The following is a 16,379-nucleotide window of genomic DNA, read 5'->3' as shown; positions in this document are numbered from 1 at the left end:
GAGATAGTGATCCCTATAACCGGATTAGGTTTTACTAATCCGGTTATAGGCCTGTTTTAACTTATCCATTACGACTATTTCTATATTTTATTGCAAAATAACCTGCTGTTCCTATGACCGCTCCCCCTAATGCAAATAAAGAAAATTTTGTCAGTAGGCCCCATGATTCCTGACGTTTTAAAGCAGCCTTGGAATACTCATTAAACTTCATTTTTTGACTTTTTTCATTACAATCGTGTAAAGAGTCACTAAACTCACTGTTAAGCTTTTTACTTTTAAGATAGGTAACGATGTTATTATTTTTAGCATATTCATCATAAGCTGAGGTGGCTGGTAAACCCGTCTTTTTAGCATACAGTTTAAGCCCAATGTGTTTGTCTTTATAAGTGATACATAACCCTGTTGGGCTTGGTTTTGGATGATTTGGAATGACACTAAAAAAACTCAACCGATTTTGGAGGCTAGCGACGGTTACTGCATTTTTAAAGAAATTCTCTCCTGCCTGCGATAAACTTGAAGACAACATCACGCTATGTGGAGTCAGTAAGAAAGAGAATTGATGGGCATAAGAAGCACTAAAGCAGCTGCCTAAAACAATTACACCATGAACGCGTACGTTTTTTGCTTCTAAAGCCAGGCATATTTCCTCTACATCTTTTGCCTTTAATGCTGACAACATTCCCTGTCCATCCCAGGCCTGTTTAGGCCAACCATGCCCCCCGCCTATATACAGTACTCGCAATTGCTGATGAGGCTTAATTGCTCGATCCGCGCTAATTTTTACATAATCGCTTTCTGCTTTACCACAAGCATCCGCATTTAAGGCATTTGAGTAAATAATTAAGGTGATTCCCTGTTTTTTAATTTTATCTTGAAAATAAGCACGTATCTCTCTAGTTTCCTGAGCAGCGGAAAGGCTTTTGGGCCTATCCAAAGTGGTTCTTAATAACTCGGCCATAGCATGTAAAGGATTAGGATGCACAAAACAATCTGATTTGATTTGGTTCCACTCACTCGTGGTTAAGCTTGCTTTATTAAGAAGTGTCTTTAGCTCAGCCAACTTTAATCCAGCAAGATAAGGTTGCCTGGCATCTTGAACAGTCAGTTGATTAACTTTTTTTTGAAATCGCTGACCATCCGTTGCTACTGTTACAAGATACCATGATGTCTGGACCTCATCATAGACAAAGCGAATCTCATTTCTAACCGCAGGAATATCTTCCACCTTTTTGCTGGTATTAGTGGGTTTGACAATAAATTTATCAAAGGTAAAACATACGCCATCTCGCTCATAATATACCTTGGCCATTCTAAGGAGTTTAGCGGCTCCTGGAGATGCCTTGGCAATCTCGGCAGTGAAATTCATTCCCTTATTAATTTCAGCCAAATTTAAAATGTTTAACAGATCAGAATTTTCAAGTGTTGCTGTGTTTAGAAAAAATATAGATTTACCCATGACGAACCATTTTGACTTAAAAAATCACAATGGTAACAAGGGAAAATTAAGTAAACATTATGCACACATTGAATTGTTATTGGTATTCACGGAATAAGCCTGGATAGTTTAATTTTATTTTTCACAGCCCCAATCGTAGCCGGGCCGTCGACAGCTATCGAGCCGATACGGGAGGATTTTTATATTGTAACCAAAGCAGGATAAAACCAAGGATTGGCATGAAAATATCGGTCCCCAAAATAATACCAGCATTGCCGGGTGCATAATTAGTGGCTACGATCATTTGGTAAATATGACCACCTGCTGCCCCCCATAAAAACATGGCAGGAGCAATCACTGTCGCCGCACGAAAACCGAGCTTGCTCCAAAAACTAATGATACCAATAACAGCAAAGCCGAGGCTGGCAAACCCAACCTCAAGTTGAAAGGGGCTTTGCGCCCAACCAATAAATTGGGCTGCCATATCACCTAAAAAAACATGCATGACAAAATTATATAAATAGCTAATGCCGACGTTAAACAACAGAAAATAAGAAAAAAGAACGTCAATAACTTCTGCCCTCTTTAACTTGGATTTTAATGTAAGTGCAAGCGCAGCAAACAGGACACTTAGAATAAATAGTGTCAGGGTAAAATTACTCAATGCAAAGATTATGAATTGTTCCACACAATATCCTTATAGAGACTTTTCATCGGCGCAAATAAATTTTTAGAGATATAACCTGGATTCCAGACAATAGTCAAACAAGGCCTTTAAGGTGCCCTATTAATTTTTAAAAATAAAATAGGCAGCTCCTACCATACATAGGCTTGCATACAGAAAATTAACTCCCACCGGTTTATTCATATAGAAATAGGCAAAAACTACAAAGACGCTCATTGTAATAATTTCTTGTAATATTTTCAGTTGCCCTAAATTGAATTCTTTATAGCCCAAGCGATTCGCAGGTACTTGCAAGGTATACTCAAAAAATGCGATAGCCCAGCTTACTAAAATAGCCAGATATAACGGTTTGTTATTAAGATTTTTTAAGTGGCCATACCAGGCAAACGTCATAAAGATATTGGAACCAATCAGTAAAAAGATAGTCTTCATTCGATTTCCTTGGTATTTAGACCATTACAGTCGATAGATATAGCGTACATTATTCTTCTATGCTAAGTTGAAAGATATGGCAAAGGAAAATCATATCATGAATAAATTGATCGTCAGCTTACTGTTATTGTTATCATTCACTTCTGTTCAAGCCGAAGATATTCCTGAAGTACAGATCCAGCAACAACAATTTGATCAGAATCTTTGTGTACAGCAAAGCGTAAAACGATGCACTGGAGTCAGGTGCCCAGACTCAAAGGATGATAATTGTATACAAATCTGCACAGAGATGGCTAAAAATGAGTGTCGCTACGCTGGAGAATAAATCCCCCGCTAATCAGGACAAATAGCTACCCACTCATAAGTATTCTTGTTTGCATTAAAGACTTTTGATGTAGGACAGGCTGTATTCCCCATTGGTGGTGCTTCAGGGCTCTGCGAAGGGCATATCCCAGGACAAGGCTGGTCAAGAAAGATTGTACTGGCACATAGCCGTCTATCTGACAAATCGCAAGTACATCTGCAAGCAGTGACAGCCTCTGCCTGAAAAGAAAATAAAAAGAGAATTAATAGAGCGAAGGTTTTCATCAGACTAATCCTTTTTCCATGTTTTCTCTGTTGAACTTGGTCAGCGCTTCCTTGTTTGTTTCATAAATTATAGACTTATTGCGTTATTTTTGCACAAAAACAGGGTGAGCGTTAATCCCCTTCATCGTAAAAAAGAATTTAGCAGGGATTCAACCTTCCGTGTTTGTAGTTTCCACTTTATAAAAAGCGATACATCGTCCCTTTTAACTAATCACTCTCCAGCCTAAGGTGAAAGCAATTGTTGGCTCCAACCACTTGTATTTTTCACATAGCTTATCATTTCAGAAAAGGATTCTGAGCCTAAGGTATAAAAATACAGCGTGTCAGGGAACACGCGAAATCCGCAATAAAATTCACTCATGGGAAGCGATGGGACATCGTGATATTGTTGTTTAAGTAACGCAAGCTTTTTGTCTAACTCAACAAGGGAATTGATAGCCTTCCCTGAGGTAGGCGCATAGGTAGAAAAACGTAATTGGCGTTCGCGTGGGAGAGCTCGCCAATAAATTTCGTTTTCTTGTAAAGGAAGCGGCTTGGCAATTCCTTCCAGGATAATCTGTCGTTGCTGCATTGCAAACCAGAACGTTATTGAAACCTGTGGCTTCTCGATTAACTCGATAAACTTTCTTGTTCCTCGCGGTGTGAAAAATAAAACGCTCTCTCTCTCACTCTCAATCGCTTTAATTGCTACCACACGACTATGCGGAATACCGGCTGAATTTACCGTGGATAAAACGGCTCTGTCAGGACATACTGAGCCGGCTTTAGCTTCCTGTGCTAACCAATCAGCCATAAGATTAAAAGGCATTTACTCTCCTGGTGACATCAATGCCGAGAGTATAACGGACAGAAGGGAAAACCAGAATAAAACCTTTTACAAAAGAGGCCGTTATTTAGACTTCGAACGACACAGGAATCGCTTGATTTCAAAATAAATGACTCGCAATAAATCAAACAGAGCAAGTTCCCAAATTCCACTCCACAAATTAGGACGCGCCCCTAACTCCAATAGTCGTTCATTACATTGACTGCAAAAGTAAATTTGAATAGGTGAGTTACTCAACTGCTTGACTATTTCTATTTTTGGAGTCACAGGAATACCACATTTCTTACAAAAAAATTTCATAGCCGTCTCATCAGCCATTTGGCTTAAATTTAGAAAATGCCTCATTTAGTTTCGCATAAAGATCCTGCAATGGATTCGCCTTCTCTATAAGATGGTGAACTTTCTCAAGTTCAAACAGAACAGGATATCCTTTTTCATATAAGACAGACCAATATTTAAAACTTTTTTGCAAATTTTGAAAATTTGTTATCTCTTCTGACAGTTTTTTTGCCAGTACATAACTTGCTATATCATCCCCTTTATTAGCTCGAATTTCTATGCGTGCAAGATAGTCTTGAGGTGATTCATGCTTATCAGGCTTATATTCTGCCGCATCAGCTTCTTTTTCTAAACTGGCAATAGCCTTATTAAAAAAGGTAAGCATTCCCGCATGTTGCTTATAAAATTTTGAAGTGAATTTTTTTAATTCCCACTGTTTAGGATCTAATTCGGTATCAGCATAGGCCTTCGAATCAACGAAAATAGTTATTTCAAGACCATGGGTTTTGATGCTGTTTTCTAATTCCCCCTTCCATGTTTCCAATCCTGAAATTTGTATTTTTTTAAGTTGAGGCATCAATTGAAGTAATTGAGCAACCTCTCCTTCCTTCAGATAAGCCAAACCAAGATCAAGACTGGTAATTTTTGCCAGATCAGGGTAATGACTTAACACTAAAAGAGGATTCCCATGTAAAGATAAATTAAGATGACCATCCTTTACTTTGGGAATAGGAAACTCTTCTTTCGTTAGTACATAAACTAAATTTCCGCCTTCTAATTGACTAGGCTGATATTGAGCATGCCACCCAATTTTTTTGGCAATCTTACGGGTAATTAGTATCTCATTCTCTCCACCTAGAACCATAATATCAGCTACACGATAGGCTTGTTGAAAAACATTCAATGCTTCCAGGGTATTATTGAGCACTAGACGTGTAAGCGAACCACTAGCAGTTACAGCAACTAAAAAATTCTTCGAATTTTGCTGATCTGCTTCTCTAATTATCTTTTCTAAAAAGCGAGCTTCAGCAAGAATAAACTGATAGCCAGAAAATTTTTTTTGCGCTGTCTCTATGCTCTTATCATTGGGATCGATACCTATCGCAATAATATTTTTAGGAATTGATTGCACCATTTTTGCAGTTAACACCAGACAGTCTCCCAATCCCGTTCCAACATCCACCAACATAACCTCCATATTGGATTTTTCCTGCATGAAAGCTGCCACAGCCTTAGCAATAGACTGTCGGATAACTTCATAATCTTTATGTGTTTTTTCATCGTAGATTTGCAAATTATCAAACTCTGAAATGGTTAATGCAGGTACTCTGGGACGTAAAAAAGCAGACTCAGGATAAACCCTTGCCCGTATCAATAATGGCTTTAATTTTTCTAAGACTTCGGGTGTAACCTTGAATAAAGCAACAACATTATCTTTTCCTGTAATTTGTACTACAGTACCAAGCGGTTTGAGCGGGGATTTATGCCTGTCAGGGACAGTAAAAAGATCAATTTTCTTAATTTTTGGATGAGTTGATGATCTAATCGAAGAGATAGTGAGCCCCGTACTATCATCGACTAATTGATGTAAAAAAGGCTCATCCTTATTGATAGGTTGCAGGGCTTCAATTATAGCGTTGATAAGCTCATCAACCTCTTTCATAGTAAGTCCGGGATTGACAGTTTTCTTAATTATATGACATCTCACCAAGCAAGGTTGAACTTAGCAACCAATCCACAGAGCTAGTAATTTTCCCAGAACTGTTTAAACTGTACTCTTAATAAGAAAATCGTGGCTAGCTCAATGAAAAAAATAACTATACTCTCAATGCTTGCTGCCTTAGCCCAGAGTTCTTATACCTATGCCGGGGCTATGGGGGTTATGGATTCAACGCCTTGCTTGATTTCCTTTTTAGCCTTGGAAGGTGGTTATTCATGGAATCAGATTGAGAATTACGAATTTAGCCTTACAGGAATAAACGGTCGACTCTATTCTCATAAAAGCGACAAAGGACTTTCTGGCCGCCTTGCCGGTGGAATAATAAGACCTATCAATGAACAATTTGCACTAAGCAGCGAAATTGGTTTTGGTTATTATGGTCGTACTAATCTTGATCAGGCAGGTACAGTCCCGCCCTCTCTTCCCGTTCGCTTGAGTATTAGAAATACCCTGAGCGGTTTTGATGCCCTGGTAGGTGTTGGTTATACTGCCTCCAATTATAGTTTGTTTTTTAAAACCGGCGCACTTATACAAAACATGAGTACTCGAACCCGTGCTAACTTTAATCCTTTCAATGTTGCGCTAGCAAACTCTGTTGAATCAATCAACTATACTTCTGTTTTACCTGAACTGAAAATGGAAGGGGCTTATAACCTTTCCGATAATTGGGCATTCACTGCCTCCTACTTCCATGCCTTTGGTTCAAATCCCAAAACCACGGGTAACTTTAATGTGAATACTCTAAATGCCAGTTTTAATACTAATGTCAGAAATCCAAGTCTTGATACAGTGATGTTAGGAATTCAGTATTCCATTTAGCAATTAAATGGTTACGCACCTATTCATTTTGGAACCAGATAGTAGAGCCGCTCTATGTCCCTTGGATAAGAAGCCATGAGTAGTGTGAACCTAGCTCTCAATGGGTCTATTCGAACGCATAGATGAAGGTATATTGTATACCGTGATTGCTATTTAAATTGAAACCAAGTTAGATCGTTTTCTTCTTCAAGTCTGCCTAAAGCAATAGCCGGTTTTAACTCTACTCGCTTATTATCAACCTTAACGATGGTCCCTATTTGCGTTTCCCGAGGATCTTTTTCCGCCTTAATAAAAAGCACTCCCTCTTGCCTGACAAGAACAGGTTTTTTCGCCCCATCTGCGATAATAAGTTGTACATCGATGGAAAGGTTATTTGCTTTAACAAAATCAACTAATTCACCATGAACAGAATCAAAACAAATCTCAATACCAATCTTAAGGCCAAAATAATTTTTAACCGGGGTATCGAGTTGACCCGATTTAAAATAAACTCGACGCAAATCCATCAGATTTAAAAAACCCTCATTGGTATAATCAAAGTCATAGTTTGTATGGGGGTTTCTCTTTTTGTATTTTTGCAGATCCCCGCGATAGAAAAAATAAGCCGTGTTGCGATAATAGTTTTCTTGATCAGCCCCTTTCTTATACCAACACATTGTTCCTGGAACAATTAACATATCAGTATCCACAGAAAGCGCTTGTAATCGCTTTTTGAATTTATTCTTTTGCTCTTGAGTACAATATCTTTTATAACAAAATTCAGAAAGATTTTTAAATAAGTATTCAGGCGCCACAAAAATGGCTCTGGGGGGGTGTTCTGCTTGCTTGACGCCACTTCCACTTAGTGTGTTTTTGAAAGCCTCCAATTTACTTTTAGCCCAAAATGACGTGGATTGTTTGCTCGTGTTCCCCTCTTCCTTCTTAGCCAAATATCTTTTAGCAAGAAGAATTCGCTCCTCCAATAGCCTTAAACGCTCGTCAAAAGGGTAAGAATAAAAACTTTCTTCCGGTTGAAAAGCAAAAACCTGGAATGAATCAATCAGTTGATTCTGTTCAGGTAACACGACTCTCTTTTTTGAAGGCATACAAACCCGTAAAAAGCTATCCGATATTTAATCCCTTATATGGCTTATTTTTTCATAGCGTTGATAACATTCAACACATGCTCATCTAGCGAGCCGCTATCAGCGCTTAAGGAAAAAGCAGCGGCTTCTTCATAGAGATGATCTCGCTCCTGGCGAAGCTTGTTCAAAAAGGCTTTGTAATCTGGATTCGGCAAAAGCGGACGATGATGGGAAATTCTTTCAAGTTGCACGGAAATACTTACTTTCAGATAAACAGTAAACTCGGCAGCCAGTAATTCTCGATTTGTCTTACTACAAACAATACTATCATCGGTGGTTACAACAATATATTCCTGATGTTGTTGATAGGTCAGAATATCTGTCAGACAATGATGAAACGTTTCTTCTCCTGTGCTACCAAGAATATCAGCCAGATTACGGCCAACAGAGGGTGCTAATCCAAAATCCGCATCGATAAATCGCCAACCCAGTTTATCAGCCAGAGCCTGTGCCAAAACACCTTTTCCGGCACCTGCATGGCCGATAATAAAAATGCGCTTGGGTGGATTCATCTTAGGCTCTCCTGACTAATTTATTTATTTTGCATTAACCCTTTTTCTTATTCAACAATAGCAAAGGCAATCTTCATACTGTCTTCATAAGGCATGGAGAAATTTTTATGGATGAGTTGCTGACAAACTCTACTCATGAGCTTATGGGGTAAGAGTGGATGCATAAAACCACTGACGAACCAACCACCATGGATAAAAAAATCAAAGACATCTTTTTCTGTTTTAAGAGAAATTTGAATATTTTTTTCTTCCAGAGTTTTAAGCTTGAACCCACTGTCCTCAATCATACTCTCTAAATGGTTTAAATCTTGCGGAACATACACTTTCTTTAGAGTCTTCTTGATATGATAGGCAATCAGTTTGTTAAAAGGATGTGAAGACTCCTCGAGTATAGGCAATAAAGATCGGGCAACTGGGAACGATGCCATGGTATTGGTCACAATTGAAACTAATCCGCCCTTGGCAATTAATTTTCTACACTCGCCAAGAATCGACGAAAGGGGAACATAAGCAGACACAAAATGGGCCAGAATAAAATCAAAATCCTGTTTTTTGATAATCGTGGATGCCTTGCTAATATCGCCATGATAAGTTGTGCAATTGAGGATCCCTTTTGCCCTTTCCAACATTTTTTCAGAGATATCGAGGCCATGTAAATTGGCGTTAGGGTAATGTTCTACATAAGGAAGTATATCAGTACCATCACCCATTCCCAGCGCAAGGATTGAATTGAATGAACGATTTTGTGCAAGCGCCAAATCAACGGCTCTCTGTTTCGCTTCATTAAGAACCTTGCCACTGATATCTTGATTATAAGTCTTGGCTACCTTGTTATATAAGCGTTCTATTTGCATTTTTAAATCCAATATGAATAAATTTCATTAAATCATATCGCTTTATTTACAATTTACAAGAACCCACTTTTGATGTGATTCAAATCAAGGTCACAACAAATAGTAAGCAGATTGGGTTATAAACCGAATCTGCTTACCATGAATTACCTCCAACAACGCAATTGACCAGCACCATTGTACCAACAGTCTGGGCGTCCAGGCGCGGGAGTTGCATTGGGACCAGGACTATTGGGTACACACCGACCAAAAGCGGTCATGTGATAGCCAAACCCACATCCATTAGCCGCACTAGCACTTGATGTATATAATAATGCCAAAGATAATATGGTTCCTGTTACTACTGCACCTACTAACCTTGAAAAAGGTATAGAATGCGTACTCATAACATCCTCCTTGTTTTTCATTGGTATGTATTCATACACCATAAGTATAGAGTTTGATTTTAATTTTGCATTAATAAAGCCCCAATAGACTAAAAAAACATCACAACCAACCGACTATTCACCACAGGAATAACCTCTTTTGGCTGAAGCCAAAGCGTTTATAAATCTACTATAAATATTCTCCTCAGCTGATCCACGCTGATGTGAAGATGTGAACCATAATTTCGCAGGCCTCTACGATATCTGGTTAAGCGCTTTGATTAATATATCAAGAATCGCCGCATAATTTGTTTTTGTGGATAGGTTCAGAAGCGGGTGGCTGGTACTTCCCTACTAAGTCTTCCAGGCGACTAAGTCTACGTGTCACACTACTTTGATTTCCTGCGCTGCTCCTACTCGGACTCCAAAATACTTCGATCACACTTTCTTTTTGTTTAAACAATGAACCTAATGCATGGGTTCCTTCCCAAATAGAGCTAATATGGGCATTTATTCTAGCAGATAAGCCTTGTTTATTAAGTTTTGTCTCAAGAAGTTTTAAATAGCCATCAACTATAAACCCTTTTTGACTGGTAGATAATTCTTTAGGTACCTGCGTTGTATCAAGAGCAGTCATTAGCAGAGCCGCGCATTCCCATTTTTTGCATCGTACAGCATGCATTAAAATTTCATTAATTACTGGTTTGCTTAGTTGAGTTAAATCCATTTCCCATAAAGCCTCCCATGCTCCGCCTGTTGTCATACGATGAATTAACTTTTCGGGACTAATTGTCTCTAAAGAAAGTTGCACAACTCTAGGATCATACTCAATCATATTAGCCGCGGCTTGAGGTTGATCTAAAACAGCAACCTTAAATAATTCAACCTTGAAATTATCTTCTATAGCGCATCCCAGAGTCTCAAGCTCGTACAATATTTTAGCGCTCCTTTTATGTGCTATCGCACGGTAGGCAATGCTGTCTCCTACTTCTTTTTCTCTGTCATTATTAATCATCCTTATTATTAATTGTTTATATTCTGGCAAAAAAAACTTAACAACATCAATATGGCCTTTTTTTATTGAATACTTAATCATGCCATAAATAGGCCATTTTCGTTTATCAAACTCTTTTGCAAAATATTCCAAAACTTGAACTTGACGATTTTCTGCTGCCGATATTAATAACTTTTTTAAATCCGCTATCTCAGCACCACATTGCCTTAAGCTGTGAATACAACTAACGCTTCCTAATTTTGCAGCAATTTCCAGAAGACTCTCTGTTGGGCCCAATCCGCCCATTGAGGTATTAAATTTTTGGTTTATGTCAAATTTAATATTGTGGCTATTTAGATATTCAATAAAAGATTTTAATAGAGTGCCATCCTTAACATTGATAAGAGCAATTGCGAAATCAAATATTTTTTTTCTTTTTTCTTTTTTGCTGAACTTATCTGTAAGGATACTCAGACTTGAAAAAAATTTACCTAGGTTGTCTTTTTGTTGAAAATAAGAATCCAAATAGCTTTGGATTCTTTTAAGGCTAGTTTCTGCAAAAGCAGGTTCAATTACAGCTTCAATTTGATTTAAAGCCTCTTTACTATTATTTATCGGCATACCCGATTTCTTTGCTATAAAAGCTAAAAAAGTGCCTAACAGGGCTTTGTTGGATATATTTCCTAGTCTATAGCTGATTAGAGCGGTTTCCATATCCTTCATCCAATCCGGATCATCTTTAAACTTTGTCTTTGCCTTATCTAGTAAATCATCCACGATAGGATCAATCGTTGTCAGTGATAATCCATGCAAAACAAAAAACCCGCTAACAAAAAGTCTGGTCAAAAAACGAGAATCCCATGAGAGCTCTGAATCATCTTCATGATAAAAATGTTGTTGCAACTCTTCTGGAGTTTTAAATAAGGTATGTTCGCCAATATTAGGATCAAAGAAAAACAAGCCCTCTTCCGTTTTAAAAACTGAACAAGCATGGCTGCGATCGTTAAGTTGCATGAATTGTGAATCCGTATCATTGAGCGCATCTGCTAATGTAAAGGCACCTGGGCTATCATCGTTGGATATTAATTGGGTTTCTTCCCATGACAAACTAGTGTGAAGGAATGGATGACGATTTTGTTCTTTCTGGGCAGAATGAACACGATCGATAAAATCTAAAATCTGGGAAGAGGTGAATTCATCGTCGTTACAGGTAATAGAAAAATCGCCGCTTATTTTGCTAGAGCCTGCGTAATACATTCGGTAATATTGTGCAAGTTTTTCAATATCCTTCTTTGAAAGAGAAGAAATGACTCTCTTGATAGCAAAAAATTCATCTAATTCATTTTTTTTTGCATAATCTAAATAAATCACGGATAACCCATAGCATACCCCATCACTATTTAGTTTTTCCCTGTTTATAAGTTCTGCGAACTCATTGTATTTCTGTATAAACTCACCTTGAGTACCCAGGCTTTTTGAAAACATAACATTCCTTACAAGAGATGGTATAAAGTCGAAATATCACTTAAAAATGAATACTAGTTATTAGTTTTTCTACTTCTATTTTAAATAGGTTAAGAATAGTATAACTTGAATTTGCACATATTTTACCCTGAAAAGTCAAAATTAGACCTCGAAAAGAGGAGAAATCCCTTAAAAATGGGACAATGGCGATCACCAATGAAAAAACGTTACAGTGAAGAGGCTGAAGAACGCTTAATTGCAATCAAAAATTGGTTCAGCTAGCCATGGGATGTTTCTTTTTGGCAGTATCAAGTTTGCGTCCTTACAACTTCGCTTTCGCCCTATCGCACAGAAATCATGACAAGCTGTTGAGCATTCGATTAACTGCATTAGTTTATTGAGTTTTGACACTCTATACACATTCTTATCCACAGATTTTGTGGATAAGATAAAAATCAATCATTAATTGAAAAAATCATTCAGGCCTTTTAAAACAAGGTTTATCATTGCAATAATGCCTTTTTATTTATAAAAAATTGACGGTAAGATTAACGAGTTATCCACAGGGTTTAGAAGAAGCAACTGAACGAGTGCCTGGCTATGATAAACAAATAACTATTTAAAAAACAGTCTTGACTCTACAATTTGAATGAATAATTGAAATAGATAGACTGAACGTGTTTTCTTACCTAAGAATTTCATAGCGTTTGAAGATTGAATAGTCCAATGACTTAACGTATTTTTGAAACCAATGCCTGGGTATAACCACTTGGTTTCCTGGACAAGACAGCAAAGCCAAAAATAATTAGGCTGAATAATAACAAATACAATAAATCCCAATATTGGGGTATGAAATGTTTTCCACCATAATTGCCGCAATAAGAAAAAATTCCCAGCCCTAGAAGATAAAACAAAAACCAAAGCGATTGTTTCCCATCAAGATCCCGATGTGCTTTTTTTATAAAACAATAAAGACAGGAAACTATCAGACCAAGAATCATAATGACTAATAATTTTCGTACACTATGAAAACCAGACCAATAAACCCCTACGGTACAGACATAGAATCCAATCAAGGCAATGAAGCCACTACAACGCAAACGAAAGGGTCTTTTATAGTCAGGCAATTGTTTACGTAAACAGCTAAGGCAAATGGGACCTACAGCATAACTAACCATTAATAGTGCTACTAAAAAAGCCGACATTTCTTGCCAGCCATGTAACATGATAGACATCGTAGCAGCCAATAAAAAATTCACCCCTAAACACACCCAAGGTACCTGGTATTTATTTTTTTTGGCAAAAACTTGCGGCATATAAACGACTGAATCCATACTGGCCAACATATGAGCTGCCGTGGTTGAATAAACCAAACCTGTTGAGTAAGGCGATACAAAGGCATCCGCATAGAGTAAAACACTAAGCCCTATCATCCCGGCCAGAGCAGCCAATGCAGCAAAAGGACCAGCCTCCCCTGTAAAAGACAACTTAGCCCATCCATTGCTTAGATCATGCGCACTAACACTGCCAATAAACGACCATTGCAAGCTTGTGTAGAGCAAGGTTGTCACCAATAACGAGCTCATTAAAATGAGGGGAACATATTTCCCTGGTTTTTCAATTTCGCCCATCATAATAATAACTTGTCGAAATCCCAATAATGAAAAAAGGACTCCCCCGCTCGACATAGCAGCCATAACTCCCTGCCAGCCATAGGGCATAAAACCGCCGTATTGGGAAAAATTTTTTGCATGGTAACTCATGGTTAACAAGCTAATGACTGTAAGGATTGGGATTAGTATTTTCCAGACAGTAAAAGCGGCATTAATTCGTGCGAATAAACCAATCCCGAAATAATTAAATAAAACAAAACTCATGAGCAATACCAACGCCACTAAATAACCCAGGGGTGTATTGGTATAATGCATACCCTCATGAATAATTAATCCGGGAATATAATTACTGGCGTACTGAATAACCCCCTGAGTCTCAATCACCGGTAAAATGGCCAGGGAAAACCACGCTAAACTACTGATCATCACACCGGTTAAACGGCCATGAGTGTATAAAGGTAAACAAGCCAGTGTATCAGCTCGAGGAAACATCGTTCCTATTTCAGCATAAGCCAAAGCAACAAACAGCAGTAAAAAACCAGCGAGGGGCCAAGCGATAATGGCTGCTGGACCCGCAAAATGGGCAGAATATAAAGAACCAAATAACCAGCCTGAACCAATCATGCTGGTCATTGCAATCCATAATAAGCTCAGCGCACTCAGATTTTTTTTCATGTCGATTTTACGCATCCTTGTGTTTACAGTCAGATAAGAAACCCAACCGAATTGTAAAAAAATAACACCAACCCTTTGATTTATTTTATTAATTCAATACAAGAAGGTATAAAATACAACCTTATAACGAACCATAGGTTAAATGATATTTATCCAGCAATTTATCGAGGGTAATTCTGGCTTTCGTATTTTCACTTATCCAAATACCTGTCAGCGCCTGCCTCATCTTGCTGTTCGTTCGTAGTAATTTATTGAAAGGCTCCCCAAGAACCTCATAATTTTTTATAAAAAAATCTTCCAAAGGACCTGCTGCGATATAAGCCAATTCTGCAGGATTATTTGCCTGGGCTAACAACGCCTCAATGAAGCTTATTCCCTCTATGGGTTCAGTGATTATTTTATCGATCCTTTCGACTAAAGAATCATCATACAGCTGCTTTCGAAACGCCTCCAGATAGACCTCTGCCAGGGAAATATATTCATTAAGCATGCTCAAAACTTTATGGAGATAGTAATAAATAGTTAGCATATAGTCCGGTGGAATCCAAGTCAAAAAGCAGAATTCCCTCGGGTAGCAGATACTGAGAATAGCAATCGTTAGATTTGAAAAATAGCTCTCGGCTCATAGGGAAGTTCCAGCTCCGTATGAGAGCTAACTGCTTTCATGGACATCATGCTGTATAGATGGGGATATTGCTCGCCACCCGGTTTATTAGCTTCCACTTTCAAAGTATCTTTTTCCAATAATCTACTGTCAATCTCTACTAAAATGACCCTATCAATTCCCTTGAAGAATTTTTCAAGAATTGCGGGATATTGATTTTCGAACGTTAAATGGATGAATCCATCTTTCTTATCGTTTGCAGAACCATCGAAATGACCGCTTTTCTCGAAAGCGATCCACTCGTCAACGGTTAAGATTTTATAAACACAAGTCATCTTTAAACCCTTATTGGTTGATTGGACCGCCAAATCCTATCAAAAAATTCTTAGCCGAAAATTAAACTGCATGATCGGCATTAACGCGGCTTTGCGCGCGAAAGCTTACATATAAGAGCAAAAAACTCCTCCGTATGCAGCGCAAGTTTATCTTTTTCAACCGCTTTTGAGTTATTTCCTAAAAAATGATTAATTTGCTCTGCACACTGATTGCATTTGAGGTGTTTGAAATGAGCAAGTATTTCCCCTGCTCGCATCAGATCAGCATATCCCAAACAGTTTAAATAAAAATGATATCTATCCGATGCTGTGGGAGCTAATGCAATACGCTTTATATGGAGAAATGGACACCATCGATGTTCTACTGCCTGGAATGTATTATAGGAACGAGTAAGGGTTTTCAAGAGCTTTTTAAGCAACCGCGAATTGGTTTGCTCAAAAGCAGGAAATAAATCCGCTGGCTGACGTGGTGGCTGATTTGAAAAATAACTCTCTTTCGGTAACATGATTTTTAAATAATCAAAATGAATTAATGCCTTGTACTTAAAGAGTTTTAATTTCGACATGATACGGGCGTCGGGATCGCGTGCGAGGTAATCATTAATAACCTCAATCAGAAAGGAACCATAACCATTCACAATCGAGCACCAGTCACACCAGGATTTAATTAAAGGACTAAAATTAGCGCGCGTAAAAGAAACATAATCCTCTAATTTCTTATCCGTGTGAGCCGTAAGAATTAATCCTTGGCGAACCAGGGTAATTAAATAATAAAGATTGAACAGGTTGGGGCTAACCAGTGCACCATTGACGAACATTCGCAAAGACTTGTTTTCACCAAAAAACAAAGAGGTTTCATAATTTTTTCTAAAATTCAGCGACAGTTTAAAAAACTCATAGGAGTATCGATGTACAAGGAGATGGTCTTTAATCGATAACATAATTTATTGACGTCTTGTGCAGATAGAACAAGTTTACTTCGGTATCGGAGCAATGATCAATTTAAAATTCGATCCTTATTCTTGAATAATAAAAATTTTCAACCATTATTAAGTCAG

At 38.0% G+C, this 16,379-nt stretch carries 18 protein-coding genes; 2 read left to right on the top strand and 16 right to left on the bottom strand.

The window, feature by feature from the left end; genetic code table 11:
- Nucleotides 1–61 precede the first annotated feature (61 nt).
- The 3 genes from DYC89_RS06290 to DYC89_RS06280 all read right to left on the bottom strand — a co-directional run bounded on the left by DYC89_RS06290 (nucleotide 62) and on the right by DYC89_RS06280 (nucleotide 2,552).
- A complete protein-coding gene (locus tag DYC89_RS06290; RefSeq protein WP_115221003.1) occupies nucleotides 62–1,456 on the bottom strand; it encodes a hypothetical protein in 1,395 nt (464 codons plus the stop codon).
- A gap of 154 nt (nucleotides 1,457–1,610) precedes the next feature.
- The gene (locus tag DYC89_RS06285) at nucleotides 1,611–2,123 is read right to left on the bottom strand and encodes a DUF6790 family protein (protein WP_115221002.1); all 513 of its coding nucleotides are present in this window, start codon (nucleotides 2,121–2,123) and stop codon (nucleotides 1,611–1,613) included.
- A gap of 99 nt (nucleotides 2,124–2,222) precedes the next feature.
- Nucleotides 2,223–2,552: a DMT family protein gene (locus DYC89_RS06280; RefSeq protein ID WP_115221001.1), complete on the bottom strand. Its 330-nt coding sequence runs from the start codon at nucleotides 2,550–2,552 to the stop codon at nucleotides 2,223–2,225.
- 97 nt (nucleotides 2,553–2,649) lie between these two features.
- Here DYC89_RS06280 and DYC89_RS06275 point away from each other — a divergent pair, with 97 nt between their 5' ends.
- Nucleotides 2,650–2,877 carry a hypothetical protein gene (locus DYC89_RS06275; RefSeq protein WP_115221000.1) on the top strand — a complete coding sequence of 76 codons (228 nt, stop codon included), beginning with the start codon at nucleotides 2,650–2,652 and terminating at the stop codon, nucleotides 2,875–2,877.
- A gap of 8 nt (nucleotides 2,878–2,885) precedes the next feature.
- Here the strand turns inward: DYC89_RS06275 and DYC89_RS06270 are convergent, their stop codons facing one another.
- From DYC89_RS06270 to DYC89_RS06255, 4 genes are all read right to left on the bottom strand, one after another.
- Complete coding sequence (locus tag DYC89_RS06270; RefSeq protein ID WP_115220999.1) at nucleotides 2,886–3,140, bottom strand: hypothetical protein; 255 nt, start codon at nucleotides 3,138–3,140, stop codon at nucleotides 2,886–2,888.
- Nucleotides 3,141–3,363: 223 nt separating this feature from the next.
- On the bottom strand, nucleotides 3,364–3,948 hold the full coding sequence (locus DYC89_RS06265; protein WP_115220998.1) for a pyridoxamine 5'-phosphate oxidase family protein: 585 nt from the start codon (nucleotides 3,946–3,948) through the stop codon (nucleotides 3,364–3,366).
- A gap of 81 nt (nucleotides 3,949–4,029) precedes the next feature.
- Nucleotides 4,030–4,266: a DUF2197 domain-containing protein gene (locus DYC89_RS06260; RefSeq protein WP_181879337.1), complete on the bottom strand. Its 237-nt coding sequence runs from the start codon at nucleotides 4,264–4,266 to the stop codon at nucleotides 4,030–4,032.
- A gap of 10 nt (nucleotides 4,267–4,276) precedes the next feature.
- A complete protein-coding gene (locus DYC89_RS06255; RefSeq protein WP_115220996.1) occupies nucleotides 4,277–5,908 on the bottom strand; it encodes a class I SAM-dependent methyltransferase in 1,632 nt (543 codons plus the stop codon).
- Nucleotides 5,909–6,049: 141 nt separating this feature from the next.
- Here DYC89_RS06255 and DYC89_RS06250 point away from each other — a divergent pair, with 141 nt between their 5' ends.
- Entirely contained in the window at nucleotides 6,050–6,784 is a 735-nt protein-coding gene (locus DYC89_RS06250) for a hypothetical protein (protein ID WP_147285484.1), read from the top strand.
- A gap of 149 nt (nucleotides 6,785–6,933) precedes the next feature.
- On the opposite strand, the gene DYC89_RS06245 is transcribed toward DYC89_RS06250, so the two are convergent.
- From DYC89_RS06245 to DYC89_RS06205, 9 genes are all read right to left on the bottom strand, one after another.
- Nucleotides 6,934–7,869: a hypothetical protein gene (locus DYC89_RS06245; RefSeq protein ID WP_115220994.1), complete on the bottom strand. Its 936-nt coding sequence runs from the start codon at nucleotides 7,867–7,869 to the stop codon at nucleotides 6,934–6,936.
- 44 nt (nucleotides 7,870–7,913) lie between these two features.
- Entirely contained in the window at nucleotides 7,914–8,420 is a 507-nt protein-coding gene (locus DYC89_RS06240) for a shikimate kinase (RefSeq protein ID WP_115220993.1), read from the bottom strand.
- Nucleotides 8,421–8,467: 47 nt separating this feature from the next.
- Nucleotides 8,468–9,274, bottom strand: coding sequence for a class I SAM-dependent DNA methyltransferase (locus DYC89_RS06235; RefSeq protein ID WP_115220992.1), 807 nt, complete (start codon nucleotides 9,272–9,274; stop codon nucleotides 8,468–8,470).
- Between the two features lie 143 nt (nucleotides 9,275–9,417).
- On the bottom strand, nucleotides 9,418–9,657 hold the full coding sequence (locus tag DYC89_RS06230) for a GCG_CRPN prefix-to-repeats domain-containing protein (protein WP_115220991.1): 240 nt from the start codon (nucleotides 9,655–9,657) through the stop codon (nucleotides 9,418–9,420).
- A 268-nt stretch (nucleotides 9,658–9,925) separates the two neighbouring features.
- Nucleotides 9,926–12,115, bottom strand: coding sequence for an ankyrin repeat domain-containing protein (locus tag DYC89_RS06225; RefSeq protein ID WP_115220990.1), 2,190 nt, complete (start codon nucleotides 12,113–12,115; stop codon nucleotides 9,926–9,928).
- 710 nt (nucleotides 12,116–12,825) lie between these two features.
- Entirely contained in the window at nucleotides 12,826–14,382 is a 1,557-nt protein-coding gene (locus DYC89_RS06220; RefSeq protein ID WP_115220989.1) for an APC family permease, read from the bottom strand.
- 121 nt (nucleotides 14,383–14,503) lie between these two features.
- Nucleotides 14,504–14,872, bottom strand: coding sequence for a DUF6869 domain-containing protein (locus tag DYC89_RS06215; protein WP_147285483.1), 369 nt, complete (start codon nucleotides 14,870–14,872; stop codon nucleotides 14,504–14,506).
- A 107-nt stretch (nucleotides 14,873–14,979) separates the two neighbouring features.
- Nucleotides 14,980–15,321 (bottom strand): DUF952 domain-containing protein, encoded by a 342-nt coding sequence (locus DYC89_RS06210; RefSeq protein WP_115220987.1) that lies wholly within the window; start codon nucleotides 15,319–15,321, stop codon nucleotides 14,980–14,982.
- An 80-nt stretch (nucleotides 15,322–15,401) separates the two neighbouring features.
- Nucleotides 15,402–16,262 carry a hypothetical protein gene (locus tag DYC89_RS06205; protein WP_115220986.1) on the bottom strand — a complete coding sequence of 287 codons (861 nt, stop codon included), beginning with the start codon at nucleotides 16,260–16,262 and terminating at the stop codon, nucleotides 15,402–15,404.
- Between the last annotated feature and the right edge of the window lie 117 nt (nucleotides 16,263–16,379).

The sequence above is a fragment of the Legionella donaldsonii genome (assembly GCF_900452385.1).
Lineage (GTDB): Bacteria > Pseudomonadota > Gammaproteobacteria > Legionellales > Legionellaceae > Tatlockia > Tatlockia donaldsonii.
This window is presented reverse-complemented; position numbering and strand designations above follow the sequence as displayed.

Bases quoted from the DNA above. Each gene is read 5' to 3' on its own strand.
- DYC89_RS06290 (WP_115221003.1), bottom strand. From the start codon at position 1,456: ATGGGTAAATCTATATTTTTTCTAAACACAGCAACACTTGAAAATTCT.
- DYC89_RS06280 (WP_115221001.1), bottom strand. From the start codon at position 2,552: ATGAAGACTATCTTTTTACTGATTGGTTCCAATATCTTTATGACGTTT.
- DYC89_RS06275 (WP_115221000.1), top strand. From the start codon at position 2,650: ATGAATAAATTGATCGTCAGCTTACTGTTATTGTTATCATTCACTTCT.
- DYC89_RS06270 (WP_115220999.1), bottom strand. From the start codon at position 3,140: ATGAAAACCTTCGCTCTATTAATTCTCTTTTTATTTTCTTTTCAGGCA.
- DYC89_RS06265 (WP_115220998.1), bottom strand. From the start codon at position 3,948: ATGCCTTTTAATCTTATGGCTGATTGGTTAGCACAGGAAGCTAAAGCC.
- DYC89_RS06260 (WP_181879337.1), bottom strand. From the start codon at position 4,266: ATGAAATTTTTTTGTAAGAAATGTGGTATTCCTGTGACTCCAAAAATA.
- DYC89_RS06255 (WP_115220996.1), bottom strand. From the start codon at position 5,908: ATGAAAGAGGTTGATGAGCTTATCAACGCTATAATTGAAGCCCTGCAA.
- DYC89_RS06250 (WP_147285484.1), top strand. From the start codon at position 6,050: ATGAAAAAAATAACTATACTCTCAATGCTTGCTGCCTTAGCCCAGAGT.
- DYC89_RS06245 (WP_115220994.1), bottom strand. From the start codon at position 7,869: ATGCCTTCAAAAAAGAGAGTCGTGTTACCTGAACAGAATCAACTGATT.
- DYC89_RS06240 (WP_115220993.1), bottom strand. From the start codon at position 8,420: ATGAATCCACCCAAGCGCATTTTTATTATCGGCCATGCAGGTGCCGGA.
- DYC89_RS06235 (WP_115220992.1), bottom strand. From the start codon at position 9,274: ATGCAAATAGAACGCTTATATAACAAGGTAGCCAAGACTTATAATCAA.
- DYC89_RS06230 (WP_115220991.1), bottom strand. From the start codon at position 9,657: ATGAGTACGCATTCTATACCTTTTTCAAGGTTAGTAGGTGCAGTAGTA.
- DYC89_RS06225 (WP_115220990.1), bottom strand. From the start codon at position 12,115: ATGTTTTCAAAAAGCCTGGGTACTCAAGGTGAGTTTATACAGAAATAC.
- DYC89_RS06220 (WP_115220989.1), bottom strand. From the start codon at position 14,382: ATGAAAAAAAATCTGAGTGCGCTGAGCTTATTATGGATTGCAATGACC.
- DYC89_RS06215 (WP_147285483.1), bottom strand. From the start codon at position 14,872: ATGCTTAATGAATATATTTCCCTGGCAGAGGTCTATCTGGAGGCGTTT.
- DYC89_RS06210 (WP_115220987.1), bottom strand. From the start codon at position 15,321: ATGACTTGTGTTTATAAAATCTTAACCGTTGACGAGTGGATCGCTTTC.
- DYC89_RS06205 (WP_115220986.1), bottom strand. From the start codon at position 16,262: ATGTTATCGATTAAAGACCATCTCCTTGTACATCGATACTCCTATGAG.